Origin of the sequence: Catellatospora sp. NPDC049609 (assembly GCF_040675365.1) — a bacterium.
GTDB lineage: Bacteria > Actinomycetota > Actinomycetes > Mycobacteriales > Micromonosporaceae > Catellatospora.
This window is the reverse complement of record NZ_JBFAOU010000214.1, coordinates 1-12,551: the sequence shown is the minus strand read 5'-3', so window position 1 is coordinate 12,551 and position 12,551 is coordinate 1. Positions and strand designations below refer to the sequence as shown.

Annotated in this window: 13 protein-coding genes and 1 pseudogene; 3 read left to right on the top strand and 11 right to left on the bottom strand. The window is 74.3% G+C overall.

Features of this window, described 5'->3' with window-relative positions:
* Positions 1-56 precede the first annotated feature (56 nt).
* From AB0J67_RS35125 to AB0J67_RS35105, 5 genes are all read right to left on the bottom strand, one after another.
* Complete coding sequence (locus AB0J67_RS35125) at positions 57-638, bottom strand: ATP/GTP-binding protein (RefSeq protein ID WP_363489061.1); 582 nt, start codon at positions 636-638, stop codon at positions 57-59.
* Positions 619-1,005, bottom strand: a complete 387-nt coding sequence (locus AB0J67_RS35120) for a DUF742 domain-containing protein (protein WP_363489059.1) — start codon at positions 1,003-1,005, stop codon at positions 619-621. Before AB0J67_RS35120 ends, AB0J67_RS35125 begins: the two co-directional genes overlap by 20 nt.
* Before the next feature lie 5 nt (positions 1,006-1,010).
* Positions 1,011-1,418, bottom strand: a complete 408-nt coding sequence (locus AB0J67_RS35115) for a roadblock/LC7 domain-containing protein (RefSeq protein WP_363489063.1) — start codon at positions 1,416-1,418, stop codon at positions 1,011-1,013.
* Between the two features lie 2 nt (positions 1,419-1,420).
* Positions 1,421-4,453, bottom strand: a complete 3,033-nt coding sequence (locus AB0J67_RS35110; RefSeq protein ID WP_363489057.1) for a sensor histidine kinase — start codon at positions 4,451-4,453, stop codon at positions 1,421-1,423.
* Between the two features lie 165 nt (positions 4,454-4,618).
* Complete coding sequence (locus AB0J67_RS35105; protein ID WP_363489055.1) at positions 4,619-5,860, bottom strand: M20 family metallopeptidase; 1,242 nt, start codon at positions 5,858-5,860, stop codon at positions 4,619-4,621.
* Between the two features lie 343 nt (positions 5,861-6,203).
* Between AB0J67_RS35105 and AB0J67_RS35100 the strand changes: the two genes are divergently transcribed.
* Both AB0J67_RS35100 and AB0J67_RS35095 read left to right on the top strand, forming a co-directional pair.
* Entirely contained in the window at positions 6,204-6,686 is a 483-nt protein-coding gene (locus tag AB0J67_RS35100) for a cation:proton antiporter regulatory subunit (protein WP_363489053.1), read from the top strand.
* A gap of 5 nt (positions 6,687-6,691) precedes the next feature.
* Positions 6,692-7,807, top strand: a pseudogene (locus tag AB0J67_RS35095) (cation:proton antiporter); the annotation flags it as partial.
* 349 nt (positions 7,808-8,156) lie between these two features.
* On the opposite strand, the gene AB0J67_RS35090 reads toward AB0J67_RS35095, so the two are convergent.
* The 4 genes from AB0J67_RS35090 to AB0J67_RS35075 all read right to left on the bottom strand — a co-directional run bounded on the left by AB0J67_RS35090 (position 8,157) and on the right by AB0J67_RS35075 (position 10,652).
* Positions 8,157-8,669 (bottom strand): DinB family protein, encoded by a 513-nt coding sequence (locus tag AB0J67_RS35090; RefSeq protein ID WP_363489051.1) that lies wholly within the window; start codon positions 8,667-8,669, stop codon positions 8,157-8,159.
* A gap of 126 nt (positions 8,670-8,795) precedes the next feature.
* Complete coding sequence (locus tag AB0J67_RS35085) at positions 8,796-9,011, bottom strand: hypothetical protein (RefSeq protein WP_363489049.1); 216 nt, start codon at positions 9,009-9,011, stop codon at positions 8,796-8,798.
* Positions 9,008-9,337 carry a helix-turn-helix domain-containing protein gene (locus AB0J67_RS35080; RefSeq protein WP_363489047.1) on the bottom strand — a complete coding sequence of 110 codons (330 nt, stop codon included), beginning with the start codon at positions 9,335-9,337 and terminating at the stop codon, positions 9,008-9,010. Before AB0J67_RS35080 ends, AB0J67_RS35085 begins: the two co-directional genes overlap by 4 nt.
* Before the next feature lie 106 nt (positions 9,338-9,443).
* Entirely contained in the window at positions 9,444-10,652 is a 1,209-nt protein-coding gene (locus AB0J67_RS35075; protein ID WP_363489045.1) for an MFS transporter, read from the bottom strand.
* Positions 10,653-10,787: 135 nt separating this feature from the next.
* On the opposite strand from AB0J67_RS35075, the gene AB0J67_RS35070 reads away from it, so the two are divergent.
* On the top strand, positions 10,788-11,414 hold the full coding sequence (locus AB0J67_RS35070) for an aspartate/glutamate racemase family protein (protein ID WP_363489043.1): 627 nt from the start codon (positions 10,788-10,790) through the stop codon (positions 11,412-11,414).
* Between the two features lie 142 nt (positions 11,415-11,556).
* On the opposite strand, the gene AB0J67_RS35065 is transcribed toward AB0J67_RS35070, so the two are convergent.
* Both AB0J67_RS35065 and AB0J67_RS35060 read right to left on the bottom strand, forming a co-directional pair.
* Positions 11,557-12,357: a TIGR02452 family protein gene (locus tag AB0J67_RS35065; protein WP_363489041.1), complete on the bottom strand. Its 801-nt coding sequence runs from the start codon at positions 12,355-12,357 to the stop codon at positions 11,557-11,559.
* The coding region (locus AB0J67_RS35060; protein ID WP_363489039.1) for a hypothetical protein at positions 12,354-12,551 on the bottom strand (198 nt) is incomplete at its 5' end. The genes AB0J67_RS35065 and AB0J67_RS35060, both read right to left, overlap by 4 nt.

The following is a 12,551-nucleotide window of genomic DNA, read 5'->3' as shown; positions in this document are numbered from 1 at the left end:
TTCCGATCTCCGGGCACGCACCGCCCGGGGCGGCGGGACCCCCGTGTCCGGCGGGCCTAGGCCCGCGCCCCCTGCGCCATCACCTGCTCCAGCAGGGTGATGAGCACGGTCTTGACCGACTCGCGGTGCCGCGCGTCGCACATGCGCACCGGCACGTGCGGATCGAGGTTCAGCGCCTGCTCGACCTCCTGCGGCAGGTACGTCCGCGCGCCCTCGAAGCAGTTGACCGCCACCACGAACGGCGTGCCGCGCTGCTCGAAGTAGTCGATGGAGCTGAACGCGTCCTCCAGCCGCCGCGTGTCGGCCAGCACGATCGCGCCGATGGCGCCGTACGCCAGCTCGTCCCACACGAACATGAACCGCTCCTGGCCGGGCGTGCCGAACAGGTACAGCACCAGCTCGTCGCTGATGGTGATGCGGCCGAAGTCGAGCGCCACCGTGGTGGTGCTCTTGGCCTCCACCCCGGCGGTGTCGTCCACGCCGACGCTCTCGTCGGTCAGGTACTCCTCGGTCAGCAGCGGCGCGATCTCGCTGACCGCGCCGACCAGCGTGGTCTTGCCGACCCCGAACCCGCCCGCAATGAGGATCTTGAAAGCGGCCGGGATGCCGCCCTCGTCGTCAGAGAGCTCGGATGCCATCGATGACCGCCTTGAGGATGTCCGGGCTGGGCAGGTGGTTGACGTTGACCGGGACGCGGCGCCGGACGAGCTCGCGCTCCAGCAGGTCGCTGAGCAGCACCCGCACGGTCCCCGCGGGCAGCTGCAGGCCGGCCGCGATCTCCGCGACGGACACCGGCCGCTGGCACAGCGCCATGATCTCGGCGTACACCGTGCCGAGGCCGCCGTCGGAGGGCAGCGTCGGCCGGCTCGCCATGACGACCGCGATCAGGTCGAGGTCCGCGTGGCGCGGCCGGGTGCGCCCCGACGTCATCGCGTACGGGCGGATCAGCGGCCCCGCCTCCTCGTCGACCCACAGCATGCCCTGGTCGGGCTGCCTGTCGGGCACCGGACTCACGGCGCGCTGCCCCTGACCGGCGCGGTGAGATACTGGCCCACCCGCACGACGAGCATGGCCATCTCGTACGCCACCAGGCCCGCGTCGGCGTCCTTGCCGGCGACGACGGCCAGGCAGGCACCGTTGCCCGCGGCGGTGACGAACAGGTAGCCGCCGTCCATCTCGATGACGGCCTGCCGCGCCTTGCCCTTGCCGAACCGCCGCCCCGCACCGCGGGCCAGGCCGAACAAGCTGGCCGCCACCGCGGCCAGATGCTCGGCGTCCTCGCGGCTGAGGCTGCTCGACGCGGCCATGAGCAGGCCGTCGGCGGACAGCACGATGGCCTTCTGGGCCTGTGCCACCCGGTCGACGAAGTCGTCGGCGAGCCAGGCCAGATCGGTCGAGGCTCTCGTCTTCTGGTCCACGCTCATACCCCTTTGCCCTCCTCGTTTCGCGGCGATGTGCGCGGGCTCGGCCGTCGTGGCAGCGGCGGCCGGTCCTCGGGGCGAGGCCTCGGCCACTCCGCGCCGTCGGGCCCGGTGACCGGGGCTGTCGCACCCTGGGCCGCAGTCGATGGTGCGGCGACCGGGGACGCCGCACCCTGGGCGGCGGTCGGTGGCACGCCGACCGAAAACGCCGCTTCCTGCGCCGCTTCCTGTGCCGCGGTCAGGGACGCGGGCCCGGCCGGTTGCGGTGCGGCCGGCGGTTCGACGGCCGTGGCAGCGGCCGCCTCCGGCTCGGCGGTCGTGGACGGTGCGGGAGCCGGTCGCGGCGCGGCGGCCGGGTCGCTCACCAGCAGCTCGACGACCGGGTACGCACCGGTCGGCTGATCGGCGGCGGACAGCGCGGCGGCAGGTGTGGCGACCGGAGGCGCGGCAGCAACCGGTGGGACAGCGGTCGGTGCGGCAGCGGTCGGTGCGGCAGCAGGCTCGGCGGCCGCCGGGGCGGTCAGCTGCTCGGCGTCGAGCCGACCGCGGCGGCTGCCCTGCTGGTAGGCCGCGATGAGGCTGTACACCTGCGACGCGGCGCGCAGGTCGCCGGGCGCGTCGTCGGCCGCGGCGAGCGCGTGCCCCTCCTCGACCGCGTCGGGGGCACGCCGCGGGGCCGTCGCGAGCGCCTCGGTGCGCGGCTGCGCGGCCGGGACGGTCTCGTCGGGCCGCTCGGCGAGCGGCACGGCGGGCGCCGCCGGGCGGTTGCGGACGGGCAGGCCCGACGGGGTGTAGACGGTGCGCTCCACCGGCGTGCGCTGCCCGGGCACCGCGGCGGTGGCGTCGTCCAGCCGGGCCGGCGCCGATCCGTTCACCCGGATCCCGTTCGCGGCGGCGGTGGCGGGTGCCGCGGTCGCGGGGGCCGGGGCCGGGGCACCGGTCGTGGCGAGGGCGGCCGGGGCGGGGACGGGCGGCGCGGCGTCCGCGGCGGATCTGCGCTGCGGCAGCTCGAACGGGGAGCCCTCGGGCCGGGTGCGCACCGGCAGGCCGTCGTGGGTGCCCCGGCCGGCCGGGACGTCGTGGTCGGCGCCCGGTTCGGGCGACGCCTCGATGACCTGGTGCTCCCCGCTGTCCAGCCCGGACACCGTGGGCCAGGTGTCGGCGACCAGGCTGGACGGGATGAGCACGACCGCGGTGGTGCCGCCGCCGGGCGAGGGCTGCAGCCGCACTTTGACGCCGTGCCGCTCGGCCAGCCGCCCGACCACGTACAGGCCGAGCCGGGGGGTGCTGGTGAGCAGGAACTCGGCGGGCTGCTGCAGCTGCGCGTTGGCCTCGTCCAGATCGGCCGAGGTCATCCCCAGCCCGTGGTCCTCGACCTCGATCACGTATCCGGCGCCCACCTCGGAACCGCCGACGTTGACCAGGGTGTGCCGCGGGGAGAAGGCGAGCGCGTTCTCCATCAGCTCGGCCAGCAGGTGCACCACGTCGCCGACGGCGTGCCCGGACAGCCCGGCGGTCTCGCTGGGCAGCACGTTGACGCGCGGGTACTCCTCGACCTCGGCGACGGCGGCCCGGATCACGTCGACCATCGGCACGGTGCGCCGCCAGCCCCGGCCGGGCACGGCGCCGGCGAGCACGATCAGGTTCTCGGCGTTGCGGCGCATGCGGGTGGCCAGGTGGTCGATGCGGAACAGCTCGTCGAGCTCGGCGGCGTCGGTGGTGCGGCGCTCCATCGCGTCGAGCATGCCCAGCTGGCGGTGGACCAGGGTCTGGCTGCGCCGGGCCAGGCTCAGGAACAGGTCGCGTACGCTGCGGCGCAGCTCGGCCTGCTCGACGGCGGCCCGGACCGCGGTCTCCTGCGCGGCGTTGAACGCCTGCCCGACCTGCCCGATCTCGTCGTGGCCGACGGCCAGCGGCGGCGCCTCGGCGATGACGTCGACCTCCTCACCGGCTCGCAGCCGCTGCACGACGCGCGGCAGGCGTACGTTGGCCAGCTCGTCGGCGGCGTCGCGCAGGCGTCTGAGCTGCTGCACGATGGCGCGGGCGGTCGTGATCGACAGCACGACGGAGGCGACGACGGCGATGAGGCCGAGACCGGCCGCCAGCACCAGCCGCACGATCACCAGCACGATCGGGCCCTGGGCCCGGACGATGGTCGCCTCGGCCAGGTCGATGTCGAGCTGCGCCAGGGCCGTCAGCGCCGGGTCGAAGGACGAGCGCCACTCGGCGCCGCCCACCGGGGGCGCCTCGCCCGCCCGGGCGCGCTCGACCAGCAGGTCCTCGACCTGCCGCAGCCGGGTCATGGCCGGCCCGGTCAGCACCGGGTCGTAGATCGCCCGGTCGGCGGCTGGCAGCCCTTCCAGACCGGTGGCGCGGATGTTGCGCTGCGCGCCGACGAGCTGCGCGAACTCGGCGGCGTCCGCGGCGGTGAAGCGGCCCGCGGCGAGCACGCCGGACATCAGCGCGTCCTCCTGCGACAGCAGCTCCCGGCCCCGCGACATGATCAGCAGGTGGCGGAGCTGGTCGTTGATGGCCTTGTCGTCGAAGCTCGCGATGGTCGCGAAGATGCGGTATCCGACGCCGATGGTCTTGGTGTAGTAGGCGACGGCCTGCGCGCGCTCGCCGCTGCGCTGGTCGACGTCGGCGCGCACCGGGCCGAGCCCGTCGAGCATCCGGGTGAGCTCGGCGATGTTCTGCTGGGCCGGCTCCGAGGCGGCCATGCTCGCGGTGGTGCCACGTACCGAGTCGCGGAACCGCGCGGCCGCGGCGTCGGTGGCGGCGCGGGCGGTCTGCAGCTCGGCGCGCGCCGGGCCGTCCTGGCCCGCCAGCACCACCGCGGAGGCGCGGCGTTCGGCCTGCAGCGTCGCGACGAGCGCGTCGGTGGGCCGGCCGACCTCCTGGTCCAGAGTGCTGATCCAGAACAGGTTCAGGCCTTCGCGCAGCGTCACGAACGCGGCGAACGCCCACAACGCGGCCAGCGACGCCAGCAAGAAGAAGATCTTCGCTCGCAGGTTCGAGGTCCGTGAGCTCATCACTTGTCCCACCGTGTAGGCCGACGCGACGGTCCGCGCCTGTCGGTGCCATGACCGCCACGCAAGGTGACTGACGTGATGGACTCAACACGATGAGACACGTCAGGCGTCGCACCCCGTGTGCGACGACCCGGCCCGCTGATGAAAAGCTCCTATCCGGACGTCCTAACGAGACAGTCGCCGCCAGGCGAGCGCCGCCAGCAGGGCCGCGCCGTCGGGCACCACCGCGTCGTCGTAGCGCGCCTGCGGCGCGTGGTTGAGCGGGGCCGTCAGCGGGTCCAGCTCCGGCGGGCAGGCGCCCAGGTTGAGGTACGCCCCGGGGACCTGCTCCAGGACGTACGACATGTCCTCGGCGCCCGCCTCCGGGTTCTGCATCCAGCAGAACCGGTCCTCGCCGAACAGCTCGGCGGCGGTGCGTGCGGCGAACTCGGCCTCGTCGCCGTCGTTGACGGTCACCGGGTAGCCGGGCACGTAGTCCGCGTCGGCGGTCAGGCCGTGCGCGGCGGCGATGCCGTGCACGACGTCCAGCACGCCGCGGCGCACCCGCTCGCGGGTCGCCGGGGAGAACGAGCGCAGCGTCGCGGCGAACTCGGCGGTCTCCGGGATGACGTTCTCCGCCGTGCCGGCGTGGAAGCTGCCGACGGTGATCACGGCGGGGTCGAAGATGTCCACGCTGCGGGTGACGAACGTCTGCAGCGCGGTGACCATCTCGCAGGCGGCGGGGATCGGGTCGCGGGCGAACTGCGGGGCGGAGCCGTGGCCGCCCGCGCCGCGCACCGTCACCTTCAGGGTGTCCGCGGCGGCCAGCATGGGCCCGCGCCGGGTGGTGAACCGGCCGTGCGGCTCGATCGCCGACAGCACGTGCAGGCAGTACGCGGCCACGAGCGGCACGCCCGCCGCCGCCAGCAGCCCCTCGGCGATCATCGGCTCGGCGCCGCCCGGCCCCTCCTCGCCCGGCTGGAACATGAAGATCACGCTGCCGGGCAGCTCGTCGCGGACGCCGCACAGCAGCCGCGCGGCGCCCACCAGCATCGCCACGTGCAGGTCGTGCCCGCAGGCGTGCATCGCCCCGGCGACCTCGGACGCGTACTCCAGGCCGGTCAGCTCGGTCACCGGCAGCGCGTCCATGTCGCCGCGCAGCAGCACCGCCGGACCCGGCCGCCCGCCGCGCAGCACCGCGACCACCGAGCTGAGCGAGGTGCCCGTCGACACCTCCAGCGGCAGCCCGGCCAGCGCCTGCAGCACGGTCGCCTGGGTCCGCGGCAGGTCCAGCCCGATCTCGGGCCACCGGTGCACCTCGCGCCGCAGCGCGACCAGCTCGCCGCCGATCCGCTGCGCAGCGGCGACGAAGTCGGGAGCACCGGCGGCATCGCCCACGGCGGCCACGGGGGTGACAGAGGTCGACATGGCGCGCACGCTATCGCCCGCACCGGGCCCCAGGAAAGACCCGCGGCGCCCGCGGCGCGATCCCGGGCCCCGGGCGGGCCGCGCTCGGCGCGGGGCGCGGGTCCGGGGGCGGGCGCAGCCGCACAGTGCGGGCGCGGGTCGGGGCGCGGGCGCGGGTCGGGGCGCGTGCCCTCAAGCGGTCGAGCAGGGCAGCGGGTGCACCGGAGTCAAGCCGGGTTGAGGTTTACCGGCGTTGGCCTGCGGATTCGGGCGCTGCGGCACGGTAACGGCCGTCCCCGTACTGGACCAGTTACCTACCGGTTCGGTAGGGTTGCCGGAAACGATCACGCGAGGAGGACGTGCGTTGGACGTCGAGCGCACCGCGCTGCCGGGAATCGGGCTGCGTCACGAGTTCCAGACCGCCAAGGGCCAGCACGCGGCAGTCGTGTCGCACGTGTCGGGACGACGGGACATCGTGATCTACCACCCAGACGATCCCGACACCGCCGTGGCCACGCTCTCGCTCAACACCGACGAGGCCAACGGCGTCGCCGAGCTGCTCGGCACCTCCCGCATCGTGGAGCGGCTGGCCGACCTGCGCCGCCAGGTCGTCGGCCTGCTGACGGTGCAGGTGCCCGTCATCGCCGGCTCGCCGTTCGACGGGCGCACCCTCGGCGACACGCAGGCCCGCACGCGGACCGGCGCCTCCATCGTCGCGGTCATCCGCGCCGGCGAGATCCTCGCCAGCCCCCGCCCCGACTTCGTGTTCCACCCCGGCGACCTGGCCGTCGCGGTGGGCACCGCCGAGGGCACCGACGCCGTCACCGACATCCTCAACAACGGCTGACGCGTATGCACGGAGCCCTCGTCCTCATCGAAATCGGCGCGGTCATCCTCGCCCTGGGCCTGCTCGGCGCGGTGTCGCTGCGGGTCGGCATCTCGCCCATCCCCCTGTACCTGCTCGCCGGCCTCGCCTTCGGCAAGGGCGGTCTGCTGCCCATCGGGGCGGCCGAGGAGTTCGCCGCGACCGGCGCCGAGATCGGCGTCATCCTGCTGCTGTTCACCCTCGGCCTGGAGTACACCGCACCCGAGCTCGTCGGCACCCTGCGCCACAACGCGCCCGCCGGCCTGGTCGACCTCGTGCTCAACTCGGCGCCCGGCGTGGCCGTCGCGCTGATCCTGGGCTGGGGTCCGGTCGCCGCGGTCGCGCTCGGCGGCATCACGTACGTCACCTCGTCCGGCATCACCGCCAAGGTGCTGGCGGACCTGAACTGGCTCGGCAACCGCGAGGTGCCGATCGTGCTGTCGCTGCTGGTCTTCGAGGACCTGACGATGGCGATGTACCTGCCGATCCTCACCGCGATGCTGGCCGGGGTCAGCTTCGCCGCGGGCATGACCACGCTCGCCATCGCGGGCCTCACCATCACCGTCATCCTCGTCATCGCGCTCAAGTTCGGCCGGTACGTGGAGAAGTTCGTCGCCTCGCCCAGCTCCGAGGTGCTGCTGCTCAAGGTGCTCGGCCTGACCGTGCTGGTCGCGGGCGTCGCCCAGCAGCTGCAGGTCTCCGCCGCCGTGGGCGCGTTCCTGGTCGGCATCGCGCTGTCCGGGCCGCTCGCGCACACCGCCCGGGAGCTGCTCACCCCGCTGCGGGACGTGTTCGCCGCCGTCTTCTTCGTCTTCTTCGGCCTGCAGACCGACCCGGGGGCGCTGCCGCCGGTGGCCGGTATCGCGATCCTGATGGCGCTGGCCGGCATCGTGACGAAGATGGCGACCGGCTGGTGGGCCGCCAAGCGGGCGCACATCAGCGTCGCCGGCCGGCTGCGGGCCGGGGTCGCGCTGCTGCCGCGCGGTGAGTTCAACATCGTCATCGCCGGGCTGGCCGTCGCGGCGGGCATCAACCCGCAGCTCGGCCCGCTGGCCGCGGCGTACGTGCTGATGCTGGCGGTGCTCGGCCCGCTGTTCGCCCGCGGCGTCGAGCCGCTGATCAACCGGATCAGCCGCCGCCGCCTGGCCAAGGGCACGTCCGTCGCCGACCACGCCCACCTGCCGAGCCAGCACCCCGCCCCCACCACGACCCACACCGGCGCCCACAGCACCGCCACCGACCCCGACACCGCCCCCGCCCAGGCCTGACCGCCTGGTCGCAACGTTCGTCCCTCATATGGACGTTGGCCTATCACATCGACTGAATCGAGATCGAACTCGATGTGATAGGCCAACGTCATGCAAAACGGGGTGCCACGCGACGCGACGCGCAGAGCGGCTCGGGGCGGGAGTGGATCGCGCGACTCCCGGGCAGGCCGGCCTGGAGCAGGCGTCACTCCCAGAGGTAGGCGTGCCAGGGGCCGACGGCGGCGGTGTAGCGGGTGGCCAGGGCCTGGGTGATCTGGCCCAGGTGCACGTGGTCGTGGGTGGTCCACGTCGCCAGCAGCTGGCCCATGGTGACCGGGCCGAAGGCCGGGTGGGTGCCCTCGCGGGCCAGGTCGGCGTCGGTGAGGCCGAAGCCGCGCAGCGCGGCCAGGTTCTCCGCGCGCAGGGTGCGGAACAGGTCGAGCAGCTCGGCGGTGGTGCGGCCCTCGGCGATCGCCTCGTGGCCGTGCTCGAACGGCGTGAACGGCCGCTCGGGGCCGTGTTCGAGGATGATGCGGGCCCGGGGGATCCAGTCGGTCCGCTCGCCGTGGATGAAGTGGGCGACCACCTCGTGCGCGCTCCACTCCCCCTCGGCCGGCCGGTGCCTGGCCCAGCCGTCGCCGAGGTCGCCCAGCAGGGCGTCGAGCACGTCGGGGGTGCGGCTGAGCGCGGCGACCGCGTCCGGAAGCTGGAACGTCATGGCACTCAGCCTAGGCGGGGCCCGGGCCGGGACAGCGGACTGCTCGGGCGTGCCGGGGGTGGCGGGCACCCGGCCGGAGCCGGGCCCGCACGTCCCATGGGATGGCCCGGCGCGGCGCCGCCGGTATCAGTCGACCGAGGCCAGCACCTTCTCGATCTTCGCGACCCGCGCCTGCAGGTCGGCGAGCTGGGCGGACACGGCGGCCAGCTGCTTGTGCTCGCCGGAGAACACGGCCTTGGCCCGCACGTTCTCCCGGCGGTGCCACAGGAACATCCCGGCGACGGCCAGCACCAGCATGCCGGCCGTCCAGATGATGCCCATGCTCATCGTGTACGAACTCATGGGGTCTTCTCTCCGTCCTCGATGGTGAGCGAGCGCGCGGCGAGCGCGATGCTCTGCGGGGTGAGCGTCACGGCGAAGGGCACCGTGTCGTAGTACTTCATCGCCTTGCCGTCGGCCGACAGCTCGAACGCAGCGGTGACCAGACCTGCCGCTTCCAGCCTGGCCAGGTGCAGTTGCAGCAGCGGGCGGCTGATGCCCAGCTCGCGGGCCAGCGCGCTGACGTAGTTGCGCCCGCTCGCCAGGGCCGCGATGACCCGCATGCGGTGCGGGTTGGCCAGCGTCGCCAGGATCCGCGCCAGCTCGTCGCCGCTGAGCGACGTCTCCATCGGACCTCCCAGCTTCGTCTTTCACCTGCAAGAAAAAACTAGCATGTGCCCGCAAGACCTGTCGAGTGCAATAACCGACAGCGAGGCGCTCAGCGGGCGGCCGGAGTCAGGCGGGCAGCGGGCGGGCGGTGCGGCGGGCCCACGAGACGGTGGCGGGCAGGGCGGCGGCCACCGCGGTGAAGACGACCGCCATGGTGAGCCAGCCGACCAGGCCGTGTTCGAGGGCGAGCCAGACCAGGACCGCCGGGGCGAGCATGCGGCCGAGCTGCGCGCCCATGGAGTACGCGGCCTGGTACTGCCCCTGGGCGCCGTCGGGCGCGAGCCCGAACGAGATGCCCCAGCCTGCCGCCGACTGGCGCAGCTCACCGACCACGTGCACCAGCGCGCCGAGGATCAGCAGCACGGCCGCGGCCCAGCCGGGCACCCCGGCGCTGGCCGCGAAGAGCAGGCAGGCCGCGGCGACGAACAGCCCGGCGGAGCGGGCCACGCGCGCCGCGCCCTCGACCTGCTCGGTGCCGCGGGCGGCGCGCACCTGCAGCAGCACCACCATGGTGGTGTTGATCAGCAGCAGCACCGCGATGAGCCAGTGCGGGGCGTCGGTCCGTGCCACGATCCACAATGGCAGCACCACGGTGAGCAGGTCGAAGTGCATCGACAGCAGGCCGTCCAGCGCCACGAAGGCCAGGTACGGCCGGTCGCGCAGGGCCACCAGCCGCGGCCCCGCGGTGGCGGGCACCGGCGGCAGGGCGGGCAGCCGGACGGCGATGAGCGCCACGGCCAGGTAGCTGACCGCGTTGCCGACGATCATCAGCCGGTACGCCGTGGGCGAGTCGGCGGCGATGGCCAGGCCCGCCAGCGCGGCGCCGATCGAGATGCCGACGTTGGTCGTGGCCCGCAGGTAGGCCCGGCCGTGCACGCGGCGCTCGGCGGGCAGCGCGCCGGCGATCAGCGCGCCGCGCGCACCCCGCTGCGCCGCGTCGACCAGCGCCGTGACCGCCGACAGCGCGACGAACGCGGCGAACGAGTCCACCAGCAGCATCGCGGCGGTGAGCAGGGCCATCAGCGCGTACGAGACGATCTGGACGCCGCGCGGGCCGCGCCGGTCGGCGAGGTAGCCCATGGGCGTGCTGGCGACCAGGCAGACCAGCGACGCGGCGGTGAGGCCGAGGCCGAACTCCCCCGCCGACAGCCCGACGACCTGGGTCAGGTAGAGCGCGCTCGCGGTCACCCACAGTCCCTTGCCGACGGTGTTGACCAGGGTCACCGCGGTGAGCACGCGAAGGGGACCGGGTTCGGGGAGGAGTCGTCTCAGCACGCGGCTACTTTAACAGTACGTACGTACGGTTTGTAAAGCCGGATGTGATCGCGATCTCGCGGGGCGGCCGCGGCGAACCGCCGGTGTTAGCGTGACCCGCCCCCGATGACCGATACGTGCCCGGAAAAGACGACGATGCTGGCTCTCCTGCACACCTCGCAGGCCCACGTGCTCACCTTCGACCGCCTGCGCGGCGAGGTGGCGCCCACGCTCACGCTGTACCACATCGTCGCCGAGCACCTGCTCGACGAGGCGCGCCGCCACGGCGTCCCCGCGGTCGCGGACCAGGTCGCGCAGCAGGTCCAGCTGGCCGTCGAGGCCGGCGCCCGCGCGGTGCTGTGCACCTGCTCCACCATCGGCGCGCTCGCCGAGGACGCTGCCGCCGCGGCGGGCGTGCCGGTGCTGCGGGTGGACCGGCCCATGGCCGCCGCCGCGGTGGCCGCCGGTACGCGGATCACGGTGCTGGCCGCGCTCGCCACGACGCTCGCCCCCACCACGGCGCTGATCGAGCAGGAGGCCGCCCGGCTGGGCCGCACCGTCGAGGTGTCGGCGCAGGTGATCGGCGGGGCGTGGGACCGCTTCGAGGCCGGCGACCTGGACGGCTACCTGGACCGGGTCGGCGCCGCGCTGGCCGCGGTCACCGACGCCGACGTGATCGTGCTGGCCCAGGCCTCGATGGCCCCCGCCGCCGAACGCGGCGCGACCGCCATCCCGGTGCTCGCCTCCCCGCGCCTGGGCCTGCGCGCCGCCGCCGCCCTCTGACCGCCCCACCCCCGACCACCGGACTCGCCCGGCCGAACGGGCGCACGCGCCCTCAGGCCCGTCCATGATCGCCGGACTTGCCTGGCACATGGGCACACGCGCGCTCAAGATACGCACAGGTGCCTGGCAAGTCGGGTGATCTTCAGGCGGCGAAGCGGCGGGCGAAGGCGGCGTGCACCGGGGTGTTCGGCAGCTTGTCGTACACCGCGAACACGACGCGTTCGAAGTGGTCGACCGTCCGCAGCGCCCCGGCGAAGGCGTCGGCGACGACGGCCGGGTCGTTGCGGAACACGCCGCAGCCCCACGCCCCGAGGACCAGCGTCCGGTGGCCGTGCGCGGCCGCGACCGCCAGCACCCGGGCCGCCCGGCGCAGCAGCACCGCGGGCACGTCGGCGGCATGCTCGGGCTGGTTCTGCACGATCGCGCCGAGGTTGGGCGCGGCCGCGGTCAGGAACGAGGTCAGATAGGGCTCGTCGAGCAGGTCGCCCTTGTCGTCGCGGAACACCGGCACCCCGGGTGAGTAGATCACCCGGTCGCTGTAGCGCAGGTCGCGCTGCGCCCGGTGGTAGGCGTAGAAGTCCGGCGCGGTCAGCAGCGCCGGGTAGAGCGCGGACGCGCGGGCGATGCTCTCCTCCTGCGCCTGCGCGCCGCCGAGGAAGCCGCCGCCCGGGTTCTTCGCCGAGGCGAACACCAGGCACGCCGCCCCCGGCCCGGCGCGCCGCGCGGCGACCAGGGTGGACTCGCGGGTCACCTCGACCACCGGCTGCGCCACCCGCTCGCCCAGCGGCGTGAGCGCCTCCTGCGGCTCGTGGTGCCGGGTGCCCGCCACCGCGGCGCGTACCGCGGCTCCGATCTCGACGGCCTTGCCGTCCGGGGTCCGGTAGGCGCCCGCCTCGGCGATCGCGACGGTCTGCCGCGCGACCTCGCGCAGCCGTCCGCTCATCGCCGGCCCCTGTTCTCCATCTGCACGCCCGCACCGTAGGCGGCCGCCGGCCGCACGGGCAACCGGATTGCGGCCCGGCCGCTCGGGCCGCGCCGGAGGGTGTCGTGCCGCGGCTCACTCGTTTCGGGATCGGAGCGCTCGATGCCGGGCTGCCCGGCCCGTTCGCGGCGCAGCAGCTCGTGCTCCAGCGGCAC

What these genes read in the sequence shown, in the direction of transcription:
- AB0J67_RS35125 (WP_363489061.1), bottom strand. Translation starts at nt 638, where the DNA reads ATGGCATCCGAGCTCTCTGACGACGAGGGCGGCATCCCGGCCGCTTTC.
- AB0J67_RS35110 (WP_363489057.1), bottom strand. Translation starts at nt 4,453, where the DNA reads ATGAGCTCACGGACCTCGAACCTGCGAGCGAAGATCTTCTTCTTGCTG.
- AB0J67_RS35105 (WP_363489055.1), bottom strand. Translation starts at nt 5,860, where the DNA reads ATGTCGACCTCTGTCACCCCCGTGGCCGCCGTGGGCGATGCCGCCGGT.
- AB0J67_RS35090 (WP_363489051.1), bottom strand. Translation starts at nt 8,669, where the DNA reads ATGACGTTCCAGCTTCCGGACGCGGTCGCCGCGCTCAGCCGCACCCCC.
- AB0J67_RS35085 (WP_363489049.1), bottom strand. Translation starts at nt 9,011, where the DNA reads ATGAGTTCGTACACGATGAGCATGGGCATCATCTGGACGGCCGGCATG.
- AB0J67_RS35080 (WP_363489047.1), bottom strand. Translation starts at nt 9,337, where the DNA reads ATGGAGACGTCGCTCAGCGGCGACGAGCTGGCGCGGATCCTGGCGACG.
- AB0J67_RS35070 (WP_363489043.1), top strand. Translation starts at nt 10,788, where the DNA reads ATGCTGGCTCTCCTGCACACCTCGCAGGCCCACGTGCTCACCTTCGAC.
- AB0J67_RS35065 (WP_363489041.1), bottom strand. Translation starts at nt 12,357, where the DNA reads ATGAGCGGACGGCTGCGCGAGGTCGCGCGGCAGACCGTCGCGATCGCC.